A 15,594-nucleotide genomic window follows, 5' to 3' on the forward strand; every position below is an offset into this window, starting at 1 on the left:
CCGCCCGGGCGAGAGACCCATACCGTCCCCTCGCCACACCCCGACCAGTGTGCCGAGCCCGCGAGGGCTACCCCGGTCGGTCAACCCGGGACGGGAGGGGCGGTCAGCCCGAGATCGGCGGGCGGTACGTGGTGTCCGGGCCCTGCGGACCGCGCGGGCCGTCGCCGGGCTCCACCACCTCGCCCTGGATCACCTTGCCGTCCGGGCGGTGGATGCGCAGCTGCTCCTGCAGCCGCATCGCGTCCGCGAACGGGTCCGCCCCGGCGGCGACGGTGCTGCGCAGCGCCTTGTCGGCCACCCGGCGGCCACCGGCCCGCCAGAGCGCCCGGGTGGGCGGGAACAGCAGGGTGAGCGCCACCAGGTCCGACAGGAAGCCCGGGACGATCAGCAGCAGGCCCGCCAGCACCGTCAGACTGGTGCCGGTCTGGGGCTGCTCGGACTTCGGGTCCTTGCTCTGCTCGATCGCCGCGGACAGCGCCTTCAGCCCGGCCCGCTTGATCAGCGAACCGCCGATCAGCGCGCCCGCGATGAGCAGCAGCACGACGACGAATCCACCCAGCCACGAGCCCACTTGGACCAGCAGCCAGATCTCCAGCACCAGCCAGGCGGTGATCAGCAGCGGCAGCACCCGGCGGAGCTTGCCGCGCGGGGCCGGACGGGCGGGGGTAGCTTGCTGGGTCACGGTACGAATCCACTCCAAGCAGTGCTCTGCGCGCCGCACGGGAGGTCCGGGCCGGCTACGGCACCACCTGGTCCAACGATTCCCCGGCGGCCGGTGTTCCGGCGCCGGCCTTCCGTCGGCGGCCGACCAGCACGCCCGCGCCGCAGGCCAGCAGGCCTGCGAGGGCCAGCGTCCACTCCGGCGCGGCGCCGACCCGGTCGGCGACCGTGGTGCCGTCGCGCAGCGGGACGACCGCCGACAGCTCGGCCGCGGTCAGCTCCTCGGTGCGCTGCTGGACCGTGCCGTCCGGGGCGATCACCGCGCTGATGCCGCTGGTGGCGGCGATCAGCACGGCCCGGCCGTGCTCGACCGCACGCAGCCGGCTCATCGCGAGCTGCTGCTCGGGCTGGCCCGTCTTGGCATAGGTCGCGTTGTTGGTCTGGACCACCAGGACGCGGGCGCCGCTGTCCACGGTGTCGCGGACGATCTCGTCGTAGGCGACCTCGAAGCAGATCACGTCGCCGATCCGGGCCGGGCCGAGCTGCATGACGCCGTTGTGGTCGCCGGGGTAGAAGTCCCGGGCGACCCGCTGGAGGCGGGTGATCACCTTCATCAGCTGGGCGCGGAACGGCACGTACTCGCCGAACGGGACGGGGTGCTGCTTGGTGTAGGAGGCGCCGGGGCCGGTCTTCGGGTCCCAGACGATGCCCTCGTTCTGGACGTGCTGCGCGTCCGGGCCGTCCACCAGGGTGCCGACCAAGGTGGGCACGCCGACCGTCTTCACGGCCTGGTCGATGCGCTGGTAGGCGAGCGGGTCGCTGAACGGGTCCAGGTCGGAGGAGTTCTCCGGCCAGATCACGATGTCGGGGCGCTCGACCTTGCCGGCGGCGATGTCCGCGGCCAGCCGCTCGGTCGCCACCGCGTGGTTGTTGAGGACCATCATCGGGCGGCCCAGGAAGTCCATGCCCGGGTTGGGCACGTTGCCCTGGACGATGGCGACCTTGACGGTGTCGGCCGGCGCGGTCGGCACCGGCACCAGGTACCCGGCCAGCAGCGCGGCCACCGCGCCCAGCCCCGCCAGCGCGGCGGCCCGGGGCGTCTTACGCGGCCCGCGCAGGCGCAGCGCGGCGCCGGCGAGCAGGGCGCCCGAGAGGGCGACCGCGAAGGTCACCAGCGGTGCGCCGCCGAGCGCGGCCAGCGGCGTGAACGGGGTCGCGGTGTTGGCGAAGGCCAGCCGCCCCCACGGGAAGCCGCCGAACGGCAGCCGGTCGCGCGCCCACTCCTGGGTGATCCACAGGCAGGCCGCCCAGAGCGGCCAGGCCGGCAGCCGGGAGGTGAGGGCCAGGCCGCCGCCGAGGACGGCCAGGAACAGCGCCTCCACGACCGACAGGCCGACCGTCGCGTCCCAGCCGACCACCCGCAGCCAGCTGAGCAGCAGCAGGAAGAACGGCAGGCCGAAGGCGAAGCCCGTCCAGGCCGCCTGGCGGACGGTGCGGCCACGGGTGAGCAGGGACAGCGCGGCGACGCCGAGCAGCGACAGCGGCCACAGGTCGAAGGGCGGGAAGGCGAGTGCGAGCAGCAGACCCGCCAGGGCCGCGAGGCCGGTGCGGGGAAGGCCCGCCCGGACCTTGGCGACGGCGCGGGCGGCCCGGCCGGGCCTGGGCGCCGACTCCGCCGGTTCGGGTGCGGCCCCGGGCCGCTCCTGGGTGACGGGCATGGCCACCGGCGCACCATCTTCCTGGATCTTGCTGTTCGGACGCTGTCCGAAGAAGGTACCCCGGACGGTCAGGGAAGCGTGAGGTCAGGGTGGTAGCAGGGTCAGCGGCTCACGGCCCGGTGGGCCTTGCCGCACATGCCCCGTCGGAGGCGCTGCGCTGCTCGCCCAGGGGTTCCGGGTGGAAGTCCGGGGCGAGCAGCTCGCGGGGGTCGGTGAAGCCGGCGGGGCGGTCGTCCTGGGGGCGACCCACGGCCGCCGGGCCGCCGCTTCAGCTGGGTTGATGCGGGCCTGATCGGCGCTACTCGGCGGCCAGGTGGACGGTGCGGCCGCGGACGACGGTGCGCAGGCAGGCCGGCAGCGGGTGGCCGGGGGTGAGGTCGGGCAGGCCCGGGGTGCCGGAGCGCGGGTCGGTGGACCAGCCCGCCACCCGGGAGTCGGGGGCCTGGACGACCAGTTCGTCGGCGGCCCAGATCGCGTAGCTGGCGACGGCGCCGGGCACGAGTACGCCGTCCTGGTCGCGGCCGATCGCGCGCCAGCCGCCGCGGGTGTGTGCGGTGAAGGCCGCGCGGACGGAGATCCGGTGGTCCAGGGTCTGGTGGAAGGCGGCCGCGCGGACGGTGCCCCAGGGGTCGAGCGGGGTGACCGGGGCGTCCGAGCCGAAGGCCAGCGGCACGCCGGCCCGCAGCAGGGCGGCGAAGGGGTTGAGCCTGGCGGCCCGCTCGGCGCCGAGGCGCTGGACGTACATGCCGTCCGGGCCGCCCCAGGCGGCGTCGAAGGCGGGCTGGACGGAGGCGGTGAGGCCGAGCTCGGCGAAGGCGGCGACGGACTTGTCGTCCAGCGCCTCGGCGTGCTCGACGCGGTGGCGCAGCGCCCGGACCCGCCCGGCGCCGACCCGCTCCCCGGCCGCCCGGACGCCGTCCAGGACGGCGGCCACGGCCGCGTCGCCGATGGCGTGGAAGCCGGCCTGGAGCCCGGCCTCGGTGCAGGCGGCGACGTGGTCGGCGACCTGCTCGGCGGTCAGGTAGGCGGTGCCGGTGTGCTCGGCGTCGGCGTAGGGGGTGTGCAGGCAGGCGGTGTGCGAGCCCAGCGCGCCGTCCGCGAAGAGGTCGCCGCCGGCGCCCACCGCGCCGAGCCGGCGGGCCGTCTCGGCGCCGCCCAACTCGCCCCAGTAGCCGAAGACTTCGGGCCCTTCACCCTCGGCGGCGAGGGCCAGCAGGGCGGCCAGGTCGGCCTCGGAGGAGATCTCCGGGCCGGCGCACTCGTGCAGCGCGCCGATGCCGAGTTCGGCGGCGCGGGCGAGGGTGGCGCGCTGGGCGCGGCCGCGCTGCTCGGGGGTGAGGTGGGCGAGCGCGGTCTGCCGGACGGCGTGGTGGGCGTCCTTGGTGAGCGGGCCGTCGGCGGTGTGGCCGGGGCGCTCGGCCAGGCCGGGGGCGAGGCTGCGCAGCGCGGTGGTGGCGAGCGCGGAGTGCACGTCGGTGCGGGAGAGGTAGAGCGCGGCGCCGCGGGCGGCGGCGTCGAGTTCGGCGAGCGTGGGCGGGCGGCCCTCGGGCCAGCCGGTCTCGTCCCAGCCGTGGCCGATGAGCACCCCGCCGGGCTCGGGACGGGCGTCGACGAAGGCGGTGACGGCGGCGAGGGCGGCGGCCAGCGAGGGGCTGCCGGTGAGGTCGAGGCCGGTGAGCGCCAGGCCGGTGGCGGTGGCGTGCACGTGGGCGTCGACGAAGGCGGGGGTGACCAGGGCGCCGTCCAGCTCGACGATCTCGTCGGCTGCGGCGGCGTACGCCTCGGCGGCGCCGTCGCTGCCGACCCAGGCGATGTGCTCGCCCTCGACGAGCATCGCGGTGGCGAAGGGGTCGGCGGGGCTGTAGACGGCGCCGCCGCGCAGCAGGACGGTCCGTGGGGTGCGTTCGGTCATGCCGCTAAGTCTGCACCTGCGGGGTTCGTCCTCAGAGCTTCGGGGGTCGCGCTTCGTAGGGGGTGGAGAGGACAACGGTGGTGCGGGTGGAGACGCCGGCGGCGCTGCGGATGCGGGCGAGCAGGTCCTCCAGGTCGCCGGGGGCGCCGACGCGCACCTTGAGGATGTAGTTCTCGTCGCCGGCGACGCTGTGGCAGGCCTCGATCTCGGGCAGGCCGGCCAGCCGTTCGGGGGTGTCGTCCGGGGCGCTGGGGTCGAAGGGCTTGACCGAGATGAACGCGGTCAGCGCCAGGTCGACGGCGTCGGGGTCGATGATCGCGGTGTAGCCGCGGATCACCCCGCGCTGTTCGAGGCGGCGCACCCGCTGGTGCACCGCCGAGGTGGACAGGCCGGTGGCCTTGCCCAGGTCCGTGTAGCTCATCCGGCCGTCCTCTAGGAGCAGCTGGACGATGCGTTGGTCGAGATCCTCCACAGTGCGCAAACCTACCCGGTCGGGGGCACGGGGGGCGCACGCGGTGTCACATCGGGTGCCCGCAGGTGTCACGCGGGCAAATGCCAGGCGAATGTGGCAGTGGATGTGGCCAAGGACACACCCGGTGCATCACGGTGCACCGGACCGCAGGGTTATGAGCCCGAATCGGAGGGAAGTGCTGGTTGTGGCCCCGGGCGACCACGCCGGGCCCGATCCGAGGGGGATCCTCATGCCGACTGACCAGCGTGCCCTGGGCGCCGACGAGACCGACGATACGACCGGCCGCGACGACCTCGCGGTCGATCACGGCCACGTCCCGGGCATCGACCCGGGCGAGGCCGAGACCTGGGACATCTTCCGGGTGCACTGCCCCGAGTGCCGCCGCCCGATCGCCCTGGTGGCCGACGAGGAGCGGCTGCCGCAGCACGCGCTGCTGCCGACCGCCTGGAACCCCTTCGCCCCCGCGCTGTGCCCGGGTTCGGGCACGCCGACCGACGACCTCGCCGAGGTGGAGACCCCGGAGGACGACCAGCCGGCCGGGCTCGACGCGCTGTTCAGGCTCCCCACCGAACTCGACTGGCGCACCCAGCCGTTCTCGCACGCGGTGGCGCACCGGCCGACGCGGACCGCCGTCGTCGCCCCGGCCGTCCCCGTCATCTCGGCCATCCCCGAGCAGCGCCGCCGCCTGGTCCGGCGCTGATCCGCCAGCCCGCGCAGGCGGGTTGACGCAGAGACGAAGACGCCTCCGGCCGTCACTCCGCACCCTGGAGTGACGGCCGGAGGCCGTTTGTGGGGGGCTCAGCCCTTGGTGAGGTGGCGGCCGATCACCAGGCGCTGGATCTGGTTGGTGCCCTCGACGATCTGCAGCACCTTCGCCTCGCGCATGTAGCGCTCGGCCGGGAAGTCCTGCGTGTAGCCGTAGCCGCCGAGCACCTGGACCGCGTCGGTGGTCACCCGCATCACGGCGTCGGTGCAGAACAGCTTGGCCATCGCCGCCTCCTTGGAGAACGGCAGGCCCGCGTCCCGCAGCCGGGCGGCGGACAGGTAGAGCGCCCGCCCGGCCTCGATCTGGGTGGCCATGTCGGCGAGCATGAAGGACAGGCCCTGGAACTCGGCGATCGGGCGGCCGAACTGGCGGCGGGTGCGCGCGTAGTCGACCGCGAGGTCGAGCGCGGCCTGGGCGACGCCGACCGCGCAGGCGGCGATGCCGAGGCGGCCGGAGTCCAGTGCGGCGAGCGCGATCTGGAAGCCCTGGCCCTCCTCGCCGATCAGCCGGTCGCGGGCGACCCGGGCGCCGTCGAAGTGCAGCTGCGCGGTCGGAGAGGAGCGCATGCCCATCTTGTGCTCCGGCGGGGCGGCCGACAGGCCCTGTACGTCGCCCGGGACGAGCAGGCAGCTGATGCCCTTGGAGCCCTCCTCGCCGGTGCGCACCAGGGCGCTGTAGAAGTCCGCCCGGCCGCCGTGGGTGATCCACGCCTTGGTGCCGTTGACCACGTACGCGTCGCCGTCGAGGTCGGCGCGGGTGCGCAGCGCGGCCGCGTCCGAGCCGGACTGCGGTTCGGAGAGGCAGTAGGCGCCGAGCTGCTCGCCGGAGAGCATTCCGGGCAGCCACCGGCCGCGCTGCTCCTCGGTGCCGAAGCCGGCCAGCGCGTGGCAGGAGAGGGTGTGCACGCTCACCCCGAGGCCGACGGCCAGCCAGCCGGCCGCCAGCTCCTCCAGCACCTGCAGGTACACCTCGTAGGGCTGCCCGCCGCCGCCGTACTTCTCGTCGTAGGGGAGGGAGAGCAGGCCGGCCTCGCCGAGGGTGCGGAAGACCTCTCGCGGGAAGCGGCCGGCGGCCTCGTCCTCGGCCGCGCGGGGCTGCAGCTCGCGCTGGACCAGGTCCCGGGTGAGGCTCAGCAGCTCGTGGGCCTCCTCGCTGGGCAGCTGGCGCTCCACGGCTTTCACTGGGGACGGGGTCATGGCGGCGGTCGCCTCCTCGATCGGGCACCGGAGCGTGGTGTGGCTGGTCCGGCGCGGGTGTGGCAGGTCGGCCCGACCGGCACCGGATTACGGTGAACGGCCGTTCACAGGCATGGCGATGCGAGTATGCCGGAAACCCGCGCCGCCGTCACGATCACCCAGGAGTAACTGGACGGACTGGTGGGCTACGGCACCGTAGGGTTGCCGTTGTGGCTGCTTCCCGACCCCTCGCCCCCGCCCTTTCGCCCGTTCCCGGCGACGCGGTGGCCTCGCTCGCGGCGGAGCTGCGCGCGCTGCCGCCCTCCTGCGGGCCGGTGCGGCTGGTCGCGGTGGACGGGCACGCGGGCTCGGGCAAGACGACCTTCGCCGGGCGGCTGGCGGCGGCGCTCGGCGGGGCGCCGGTGGTCCACCTCGACGACCTGGCCACCCACGCCGAGCCCTTCGGCTGGACCGGGCGGCTGCGCGGACAGGTGCTGGAGCCGCTGGCGGCCGGCCGGGACGGCGCGTACCGGGTGTACGACTGGACGCTGCGCCGTTTCGCGGGCACGGCCGCGGTGCCGGTCGCCCCGGTGGTGCTGGTGGAGGGCGTCGGCGCCGGGCGGCGGGCGGTGCGGCCGTGGCTGGCCCGGGTGATCTGGCTGGAGTTGGACGCCGCCTCGGCCCGGCGGCGCGGCGAGCAGCGGGACGGGCCGGATCTGGCCGAGTTCTGGGCCGGCTGGGCGCGGGCCGAATCGGCGCATTTCGCCGCGGATCCGAGCCGTCCGTTCGCCGGGACGCGGGTCGACGGGGTGACCGGACGAATCACACCGGGCACCGTGGGTGAACCTTCAACAAGCCCTTGACCTGCACTGTCACCAGGATTTAGGTTCTCCTCAGCCGCCGGAACGGGATGTTCCGGCCGCCTCGGACCCGGCGTCCCCGACTTGTTCCCCCGTGAGCCGGGGGCGCCGTCCGGTCCTTTCCGAATCGCGCTCCCCCGCCGCCGGTCCAGGCCCCCACCCGCTCAACGACCGCTCACACGATCGCATTTGACTCCGTGGGCGCCCTTCCGGATCAGCGCCACGCCGGTACGATTCCTCGCAGGCGCAGATGCGCCCGGGGGCTTTCGACCACCGGCCCGGCTGCACGCAGGCGACCTGCCACCGAGCCCCGGGCCAAGCCGCGGGGGGCGTGAGTGACAACGGTGGACAGTTCGGACAGCAACGCGGGCGGCCCGGACCGGCTCGCCGAACGCGCGTGGCTGCGTGCCATGGACGCGTACACGGCGGGCGCGTACGCCCGTGCCGAGGAGGAGTTCCGCGCGGCCGTCCGCCTGGACCCGGGCATGGCCGACGCCTGGCTCGGCCTGCACGCGCTGCGCAGCGACACCTCGGCGGCGCTGCTGGCCATGTACCGCAACCAGAAGCGGTTCGGCGAGCAGCGGCGGCGCCACCGCCGCCCGCTCAGTTCCTGGTACTGGCTGGGCTGGTGGGTGCAGCCCGTCCTGGAGGACGCCCGCGACCTGGCGCTGGCGCACGCCTCGCACTGGCTGGACGGCCGCCACCTGGCCGAGCTGGACCGGGCGCTGGAACAGTGCCCGGCGCCCAGCGAGGACCCGTCCGCCCAGTTCCTGTACGCCTGCCGCTCCTATCTGCTCAAGGACTGGGAGCAGCTGATCCGGGACACCGACCGGCTGCTGGACGACCCGCTGCTCGGCATCGAGGCCGGGCTGTTCGCCGGCATGGCGCGGGTCCGGCTGGACATGTGCGCCCAGGCACAGGCACCGCTGGCCGCCTCGCTGGCCCGCTGCCGCTCCGAGCAGCCCCAGCGCAAGGAACTGCGGTACTGGCTGGCCCGGGCGTACGAGGGGGCCGGGCGCAGTGCGGCCGCGCTGCCGCTCTACCGGGCGGTGCACCGGGCCGATCCGGTGTTCATGGACACCGCCGCGCGGCTGGCCGCGATCGCGGCGGAGGACGGGTTGGCGGACGACCTGCCGGACGCCCTGCTGGACGGCGGCCTGCCAGCGGGCGGGCGGGTGGCCGGGTACGAGGGCACCGAGCCGGACGAGATGGACGGGACGGACGAGGCGGACTTCCAGGACGGGGCCGGGTACGCCACGGCGGGGGGCTTCGGCGACGCGGCCCCCGGGTTCACCGAGAGCGCCGGGTTCACCGAGGGCGCCGGGTACACCGGCGGGGTCGGATTCGTCGAGGGGGTCGGGTTCCTCACGGGGCCCGGCCCGGGCGACGGCTCCACCGCCGGCCCGGCCCCGCAGGCGGCCGGCGAGCGGTCGGGTTCGCCGGGCGGCTCCGCCGCCCCGCTGCCGGCGCCGGTCCGCGCCGAGACCCAGCCCCGCACCGCGCCGCTGCCCGCCGCCCAACCGGTCGACGACGAGCGCGAGTTGGACGCGGCACTGGCGGAACTCTCGCTGATGGTGGGCCTGGAACCGGTCAAGCGCCAGGTGCGGGCGCTGTCGGCGCAGCTGCGGATGTCCAGACTCCGGGCCGCGCAGGGCCTGCCGGTCCAGCCCCCCAAACGCCACTTCGTCTTCTCCGGCCCCTCCGGCACCGGCAAGACCACCGTCGCCCGGATCCTCGGCCGGGTCTTCCACGCCCTCGGACTGCTCTCCGGCGACCACCTCGTGGAGGCCCAACGGGCCGACCTGGTCGGCGAGTTCCTCGGCCAGACCGCGGTCAAGGCGAACGAGCTGATCGACTCGGCACTGGACGGCGTGCTGTTCATCGACGAGGCGTACAGCCTCTCCAACTCCGGCTACACCAAGGGCGACGCCTACGGCGACGAGGCCCTCCAGGTGCTGCTGAAACGCGCCGAGGACAACCGCGACCGCCTGGTGGTGATCCTGGCCGGCTACCCCGAGGGCATGAACCGGCTGCTCGCCACCAACCCCGGCCTCAACTCCCGCTTCACCACCCGGGTCGACTTCCCCAGCTACCGCCCGAACGAGCTGACCGCGATCGGCGCCGCGCTGGCCGGCCGGGACGGCGACGGCTGGGACGAGGACGCGGCCGAGGAACTGGCCAGCATCTGCACCCACGTGGTCCGCGAGGGCTGGATCGACGAACTCGGGAACGGCCGGTTCATCCGCACCCTGTACGAGAAGTCCTGCGCCTACCGGGACCTGCGGCTCTCGCTGCTGCGCGAGCCGCCGGGCCGCGAGGACCTGGCGACGCTGCGCCTGCCCGACCTCGTCCAGGCCTACGGGGAGCTGATCGACGGCCGCGGCTGAGACCAGCTCCCCGGGATCGCGCCGGGTCAGCCCCGGAGCAGCTCGGCCTCGCGCTCGGGGTCGAGGCCGACCTTCGGCCGGTCGGCGCGCTGCGGGGCGACGCCGCCGACCGACCGCAGCCAGGCCCAGGTGTCCTCGACCGTCTCGCCCACCGGCCGGCAGCGCAGCCCGGCGGCGACCGCCCGGTCCACGGACGCGCCGTGCAGGAAGTCGTTCAGCTCGCCGGGCGCCAGCCAGATCGGCAGCTCCGTCCAGGGCTCGACGCCGGCCGCCAGGATGCGCTCGGGGTCGGTCCAGCGCAGGTCCGCGTCCGAGCCGGTGACCCGCACGCAGGCCTCCAGCAGCTCGCCCATCGTGGTGTGGCCCGCCGGGCTGACCACGTTGCACGCGCCGCCGAGCCGGGCCGCCGCCGCGTCCAGCAGCCAGCCCGCGAGGTCGCGGACGTCGATGTACTGCAGCGGCAGGTCGTACGGGCCGGGGGCGAGCACCGGGCCGCCCCGGGCGATCCGGTTCAGCCACCAGGGCAGCCGGCCGATGTTCTCGTGCGGGCCGAGGATCAGCCCGGCCCGGGCGAGCAGGGCCCGCCCGCCGAACTCCGCCTCCAGGGCCAGTTCGGCCCCGCGCTTGGCCTCGGCGTAGGGCACCTCGCCCTCGGCGTCCGGGGACGACCCGACCACCTTCGCCGACTCGTCCGCCCCGCGCGCCAGCGGGTAGTCGTACACCGACCGGCTGGAGACGTACCCGTAGTGGCCGACCCGGCCGGCCAGCAGCCGGGCGCTGTCGCGCACCGCCGTCGGGGCTCCGGACCAGGTGTCCACCACCGCGTCCCACTCCCCCGCGGCCAGCGCCGCCAGCCCGCCCTCGGCGGTGCGGTCGCCCAGCAGTGCGGTCACGCCCGCGGGCGCGGGCTGCGTACCGCGGTTGAGGGCCGTCACCTCCCACCCCCTGGCCAGCGCCTCCTCGGCGACGACCCGTCCGACGAAATTCGTTCCACCCAGCAGGAGAAGCCTCATGCCGACCACCCTGCGCCCAGGGTGGTCGGCATGGGAACGGCTGCACGCTGAGAGCAGAATCGCCCGCAGCGGACACGCCGTCAGCGAAAGGGGGAACCTCAGGCGGCGGAGCGGTGGTCCGGGTCGTGCATCTCGCCGACCAGCTCCTCCAGCACGTCCTCCAGCATGACCACACCGAGCGTGCGGCCGTCCTGGTCCAGCACGGCGGCCAGGTGGCAGGTCGCCCGGCGCATCGCGCCGAGCGCGTCGTCCAGCGGGAGGCTGCCGCGCAGCACCGTGATCGGACGCCACAGCCGGGCCGGGACGGGCGCGGACGGGTCCTCCACGTCGAGGATGTCCTTGAGGTGCAGGTAGCCCAGGTAGCCGTGGCCGGCCGGGTCGCCGTCGGTGACCGGGAAGCGCGAGAAGCCGGTACGCAGGGCGAGCTCCTCGACCTCCGCGGCGGTCACCTTGGTGTCCACGGTGACGAGCTGCTCGGGCTTGAGCAGCACCTCGGTGACCGGGCGGTGGCCCAGCTCCAAGGCGTCCTCCAGACGCTCCTGGCGGCCCTCGTCGAGCAGGCCGGCGTCCCGGGAGTCGACCAGCAGGTACATCAGCTGCTCGGTGGTGAACACCGACTCGACCTCGTCCTTGGACTCGACCCGGAACAGCCGCAGCACACCGTTGGCGATGGCGTTCAGCAGACTGATCACCGGGGCCAGCCAGCGGGCCAGCCGGTCCAGCGGCGGGCCGAGCCAGAGCGCGGCCTTCTCCGGACCCGCCATGGCCATGTTCTTGGGCACCATCTCGCCGATCACCATGTGCAGGAAGACCACGACGGCCAGCGAGATGCCGTACGAGAGCGGGTGCATCAGACCGGACGGGACGCCGATCGCGTGGAACGGGCCCTCCAGCAGACTGGCGATGGTCGGCTCGGCCAGGGCGCCGAGGCCCAGCGAGCAGACGGTGATGCCGAGCTGGGCGGCGGCCAGCATCGCGGACACGTTGGACAGCGCGTGCAGCACGGTGCGGGCACGCTTGTGGCCGGCCTCGGCGAGCGGCTCGATCTGGCTGCGGCGCACCGAGACGACGGCGAACTCGGCGCCGACGAAGAAGGCGTTCCCGAGCAGGAGCAGGACGGCGACGGCCAGTTGGAGCGCGGTCATCGGGCATTCTCCTGGTCGTCTCCGAAGGAGGCCGGCGCGCTGGTGCGCTCGACCCGGACCTGGCTGGTGCGGTGCCGGTCGACACCCGTCACAGTGAAGCGCCAGCCCGGCAGCTCCGCCTGCTCGCCGACCTCGGGCAGCTTGCCGAGCAGGTCGGCGACCAGGCCGGCCAGCGTCTCGTACGGGCCGTCCGGGGCGATCAGGCCGATCGCCTCCAGCTGGTCGATCCGGGCGCGGCCCTCGGCCTCCCAGGCCGGCAGGCCGTTCACCGGGGGCAGCGGGAGCAGCTCGGGGCGGTCGGCGGGGTCGTGCTCGTCCTGCACCTCGCCGACGATCTCCTCGACGATGTCCTCGACGGTGACGACGCCGGCGGTGCCGCCGTACTCGTCGACCACGATGGCCATCGGCTGGAGGCGGCGCAGCTGGTCGAGCAGCCGCTCGGCGGGCAGGGTCTCGGGCACCAGCAGCGGCGGCGAGGTGAGCTCGCCCACCCGGACCAGGCCGCGCCGGGCGGCCGGGACGGCGAGGGCGTCCTTGAGGGTCACGATGCCGGTGACCTCGTCCAGGCTGTGGGTGTAGACCGGGAAGCGGGACAGGCCGGTGGCCCGGGTCAGGTTGATCACGTCGGAGGCGGTGGCGTCGCTCTGGAGGGAGGCGACGTCGATCCGCGGGGTCATCACGGACTCGGCGGTCAGCTCGCCCAGGCCCAGGGTGCGGACGAACAGGGTCGCCGACTCCTCGTCTATCGCGCCGGCCTTGGCCGAGTGGCGGGCCAGCGAGACCAGTTCGGCCGGGGTCCGGGCGTGGTCCAGCTCCTCCTGCGGCTCGACGCCGAAGGCGCGGACCGTCCGGTCGGCCGCCCCGTTGAGGAAGCTGATCAGCGGGCGGCAGGCGAAGGAGAAGGCCATGTGCGGGGCGGCGACCGCGCGGGCCACCTGGAGCGGGCGGGAGATCGCCCAGTTCTTCGGGACCAGCTCGCCGATCACCATCTGCACCACGGTGGCGAGCACCATGCCGACGACCACGGCGACGCCGCGGGCGGCCGACTCGGGCACGCCGATCCCGGTCATGACGGGGCTGAGCAGGGTGGACAGCGCCGGCTCGGCGAGCATGCCGACCACCAGCGAGGTGACGGTGATGCCGAGCTGGGCACCGGAGAGTTCGAACGAGAGGTGCCGCAGGGCCCGGGAGACGCGGACGGACTTGGCGTCGCCGGCCCCGGCGGAGCGTTCGACCGCCCCGCGCTCGACGGTCACGAAGGCGAACTCGGCGGCCACGAACAGGCCGTTGGCGAGGATCAGCAGGAGGGCTGCGAGCAACAGCAGCCAGGCGGTGATCACAGTGCCGCCTGCCTTCCGCTGACAGGAAGGTGGGCGGCGCAGGTACTACCGGACGGATCGTCCATCGAGGGGGGAAGTCACTCCTCAAGTCGTCTTTCGGGCAGGACGGAAGTTTTGCCCTGCTTTTACCAGCGTAGACCATAGCCGGACGATGGTAGGAAGAGTGTTCGGACCCGCCGGGCCGAGGATTCGCATGCCCGGCGGGGCCCGGCGGGGGGTCGGGCGGGGTGTCGGCGGGCGGGCGGTGCCGGTGTGAAGCGGGCGGGCGCCGACCGGCGGCGGCGGTGGCGCGGGGCTCAGGCCCTGGCGTGGTGCTCGACCAGGTCGCGCAGGGCACGGGCCTGCGCGATCGCCTGGTCCTTGCCGACGCCGGACTGGATGCCGACCGCGGCGAGCGAGGTGCCGTCGGCCAGGTCGAGGGTGGCCCACGGGTCGCCCTGGCGGAAGTTGACCCGGACGATCTCGGCCCAGGTGAGCCGGCGGCTGCGGACGAAGTTGACCACCGTCACGCCCTGCGCGTCGGCGCTCACCCGGGGGCGGGCCAGCATCAGGCCCACGCACGCGAACAGCACGCCGCTGCCCGCCATCATGATCCGGTCGTTGAGCTGCCAGTTCTCCGGGAGCACCACGGCCATCACGGCGAACAGCACCACCAGCAGCGCGCAGACCGGCAGCAGCACGGCGCGGGTGCGGCGCGGCGCCCAGGTGACGGGGAACTCGACGGGCGGCGTGGACACGTGGGGTCTCCGGTGGGGTGGTTCGGGGGAACGGTCGTTCCCGGGAACGACGGTTCCGGGCAACGGACGGATCCGGACGAAGGGCTGTTCCGGACGACGGTTCCAGACGAAGGGCGGGGACGCCGGTCAGCGTCCCCGCCCCATTCAACCGTTCCTTACCCGCACCACGGCGGGCGAGGTCGCCGCCGCGCCGGTCAGAGGCGGCAGGCGTGGATGTTGGTGACCAGGATGGCCCGGGCGCCGATGGCCCACAGGTCGTCCATGATCTGCTGGGCCTCCTTACGGAGCACCATCGAGCGCACCGCCACCCAGCCCTCGGTGTGCAGCGGGGAGACGGTCGGCGACTCCAGGCCGGGGGTGAGCGCCACGGCGGCGCCGACCTTCTCGGCGCGGATGTCGTAGTCCATCAGCACGTAGCGGCGGGCCACCAGCACGCCCTGGAGGCGGCGCAGGAACTGGTCCACCCGGGTGTCCTCGCCCGCGCCCTTGGGGCGGATCACCACGGCGTCCGAGATCAGGATCGGCTCGCCGAACACCTCCAGGCCGGCGTTGCGCAGGCTGGTGCCGGTCTCCACCACGTCGGCGATCACGTCGGCGACGCCCAGCTGCACCGCGGTCTCCACCGCGCCGTCCAGCTTGGTGACGGTCGCCTTCACGCCGTGGTCGGCGAGGTGCTGCTCGACCAGGCCGGTGTAGGAGGTCGCGATCCGCAGGCCCTCCAGGCCCTTGACGTCCTCGACGGCGACGCCTTCGGGGCGGGCGAAGCGGAAGGTCGACGCGGCGAAGCCGAGCGCGAGCACCTCCTCGGCGTTGGAGTGCGAGTCCAGCAGCAGGTCACGGCCGGTGATGCCGACGTCCAGGCGGCCGGAGCCGACGTAGACGGCGATGTCGCGCGGGCGCAGGAAGAAGAACTCGACCTCGTTGTTCGGGTCGACGAGGACGAGCTCCTTGGGGTCCTTCCGCTGGCGGTAGCCGGCCTCATGGAGCATCTCCGCCGCGGGACCCGAGAGCGAACCCTTGTTGGGGACGGCGATGCGCAGCATGGGAGGTTGGTTCCTTACCTGTGGGGAGGGGCGTGCGGTTCGGGTTTAGAGGTACTTGTAGACGTCGTCGAGCGTCAGCCCGCGGGCGATCATCATCACCTGAACGTGGTACAGGAGCTGTGAGATCTCCTCGGCGGTCTGCTCGTCCGTCTGGAACTCGGCGGCCATCCAGACTTCGGCGGCCTCCTCGACGACCTTCTTGCCGATCGCATGGACGCCCTGCTGGGCGAGCTGCGCGGTACGGGAGGACGAGGGGTCGCCGGTGGCGGCCTTCTGCTGGAGCTCGGCGAAGAGCTCCTCGAATGTCTTCGAAGCCATGATGGGACTCACCTTACGGCGTGCGGGCTGACCGGCGGTAAACGGTCC

15 protein-coding genes are annotated in these 15,594 nt (G+C 74.1%); 3 read left to right on the forward strand and 12 right to left on the reverse strand.

Annotated elements, in window-relative coordinates; translation table 11 throughout:
* Nucleotides 1–103: 103 nt before the first annotated feature.
* From fxsA to ACFV6I_RS08975, 5 genes are all read right to left on the reverse strand, one after another.
* Nucleotides 104–682: an FxsA family membrane protein gene (gene fxsA, locus ACFV6I_RS08955; protein WP_063346461.1), complete on the reverse strand. Its 579-nt coding sequence runs from the start codon at nucleotides 680–682 to the stop codon at nucleotides 104–106.
* A gap of 55 nt (nucleotides 683–737) precedes the next feature.
* Nucleotides 738–2,378 (reverse strand): apolipoprotein N-acyltransferase, encoded by a 1,641-nt coding sequence (gene lnt, locus ACFV6I_RS08960; protein ID WP_380343473.1) that lies wholly within the window; start codon nucleotides 2,376–2,378, stop codon nucleotides 738–740.
* A gap of 109 nt (nucleotides 2,379–2,487) precedes the next feature.
* Nucleotides 2,488–2,628 carry a hypothetical protein gene (locus tag ACFV6I_RS08965; protein WP_380424027.1) on the reverse strand — a complete coding sequence of 47 codons (141 nt, stop codon included), beginning with the start codon at nucleotides 2,626–2,628 and terminating at the stop codon, nucleotides 2,488–2,490.
* Nucleotides 2,629–2,676: 48 nt separating this feature from the next.
* Nucleotides 2,677–4,290, reverse strand: a complete 1,614-nt coding sequence (locus ACFV6I_RS08970) for an amidohydrolase (protein WP_380424028.1) — start codon at nucleotides 4,288–4,290, stop codon at nucleotides 2,677–2,679.
* Nucleotides 4,291–4,321: 31 nt separating this feature from the next.
* On the reverse strand, nucleotides 4,322–4,762 hold the full coding sequence (locus ACFV6I_RS08975) for an Lrp/AsnC family transcriptional regulator (RefSeq protein WP_045694655.1): 441 nt from the start codon (nucleotides 4,760–4,762) through the stop codon (nucleotides 4,322–4,324).
* A gap of 229 nt (nucleotides 4,763–4,991) precedes the next feature.
* On the opposite strand from ACFV6I_RS08975, the gene ACFV6I_RS08980 reads away from it, so the two are divergent.
* Nucleotides 4,992–5,462: a hypothetical protein gene (locus ACFV6I_RS08980; protein WP_208869051.1), complete on the forward strand. Its 471-nt coding sequence runs from the start codon at nucleotides 4,992–4,994 to the stop codon at nucleotides 5,460–5,462.
* Between the two features lie 98 nt (nucleotides 5,463–5,560).
* Here the strand turns inward: ACFV6I_RS08980 and ACFV6I_RS08985 are convergent, their stop codons facing one another.
* Complete coding sequence (locus ACFV6I_RS08985) at nucleotides 5,561–6,724, reverse strand: acyl-CoA dehydrogenase family protein (protein ID WP_380424029.1); 1,164 nt, start codon at nucleotides 6,722–6,724, stop codon at nucleotides 5,561–5,563.
* 209 nt (nucleotides 6,725–6,933) lie between these two features.
* Between ACFV6I_RS08985 and ACFV6I_RS08990 the strand changes: the two genes are divergently transcribed.
* Together ACFV6I_RS08990 and ACFV6I_RS08995 are read left to right on the forward strand one after the other, a co-directional pair.
* A complete protein-coding gene (locus ACFV6I_RS08990) occupies nucleotides 6,934–7,566 on the forward strand; it encodes a uridine kinase (protein ID WP_380424030.1) in 633 nt (210 codons plus the stop codon).
* A 407-nt stretch (nucleotides 7,567–7,973) separates the two neighbouring features.
* A complete protein-coding gene (locus tag ACFV6I_RS08995; protein WP_380424051.1) occupies nucleotides 7,974–9,950 on the forward strand; it encodes an AAA family ATPase in 1,977 nt (658 codons plus the stop codon).
* A gap of 26 nt (nucleotides 9,951–9,976) precedes the next feature.
* Here the strand turns inward: ACFV6I_RS08995 and ACFV6I_RS09000 are convergent, their stop codons facing one another.
* The 6 genes from ACFV6I_RS09000 to ACFV6I_RS09025 all read right to left on the reverse strand — a co-directional run bounded on the left by ACFV6I_RS09000 (nucleotide 9,977) and on the right by ACFV6I_RS09025 (nucleotide 15,546).
* Nucleotides 9,977–10,963, reverse strand: coding sequence for an NAD-dependent epimerase/dehydratase family protein (locus ACFV6I_RS09000; protein ID WP_380424031.1), 987 nt, complete (start codon nucleotides 10,961–10,963; stop codon nucleotides 9,977–9,979).
* A 98-nt stretch (nucleotides 10,964–11,061) separates the two neighbouring features.
* Nucleotides 11,062–12,108: a hemolysin family protein gene (locus tag ACFV6I_RS09005; protein ID WP_063346468.1), complete on the reverse strand. Its 1,047-nt coding sequence runs from the start codon at nucleotides 12,106–12,108 to the stop codon at nucleotides 11,062–11,064.
* Entirely contained in the window at nucleotides 12,105–13,448 is a 1,344-nt protein-coding gene (locus ACFV6I_RS09010; RefSeq protein ID WP_380343456.1) for a hemolysin family protein, read from the reverse strand. Before ACFV6I_RS09010 ends, ACFV6I_RS09005 begins: the two co-directional genes overlap by 4 nt.
* Nucleotides 13,449–13,744: 296 nt before the next feature.
* The gene (locus tag ACFV6I_RS09015) at nucleotides 13,745–14,185 is read right to left on the reverse strand and encodes a PH domain-containing protein (protein ID WP_063346470.1); all 441 of its coding nucleotides are present in this window, start codon (nucleotides 14,183–14,185) and stop codon (nucleotides 13,745–13,747) included.
* A 194-nt stretch (nucleotides 14,186–14,379) separates the two neighbouring features.
* Entirely contained in the window at nucleotides 14,380–15,228 is an 849-nt protein-coding gene (gene hisG / locus ACFV6I_RS09020) for an ATP phosphoribosyltransferase (RefSeq protein ID WP_363369700.1), read from the reverse strand.
* A 45-nt stretch (nucleotides 15,229–15,273) separates the two neighbouring features.
* Nucleotides 15,274–15,546, reverse strand: coding sequence for a phosphoribosyl-ATP diphosphatase (locus tag ACFV6I_RS09025; protein ID WP_063346472.1), 273 nt, complete (start codon nucleotides 15,544–15,546; stop codon nucleotides 15,274–15,276).
* Nucleotides 15,547–15,594 lie beyond the last annotated feature (48 nt).

Source organism: Kitasatospora sp. NPDC059803 (assembly GCF_042732255.1).
Lineage (GTDB): Bacteria > Actinomycetota > Actinomycetes > Streptomycetales > Streptomycetaceae > Kitasatospora.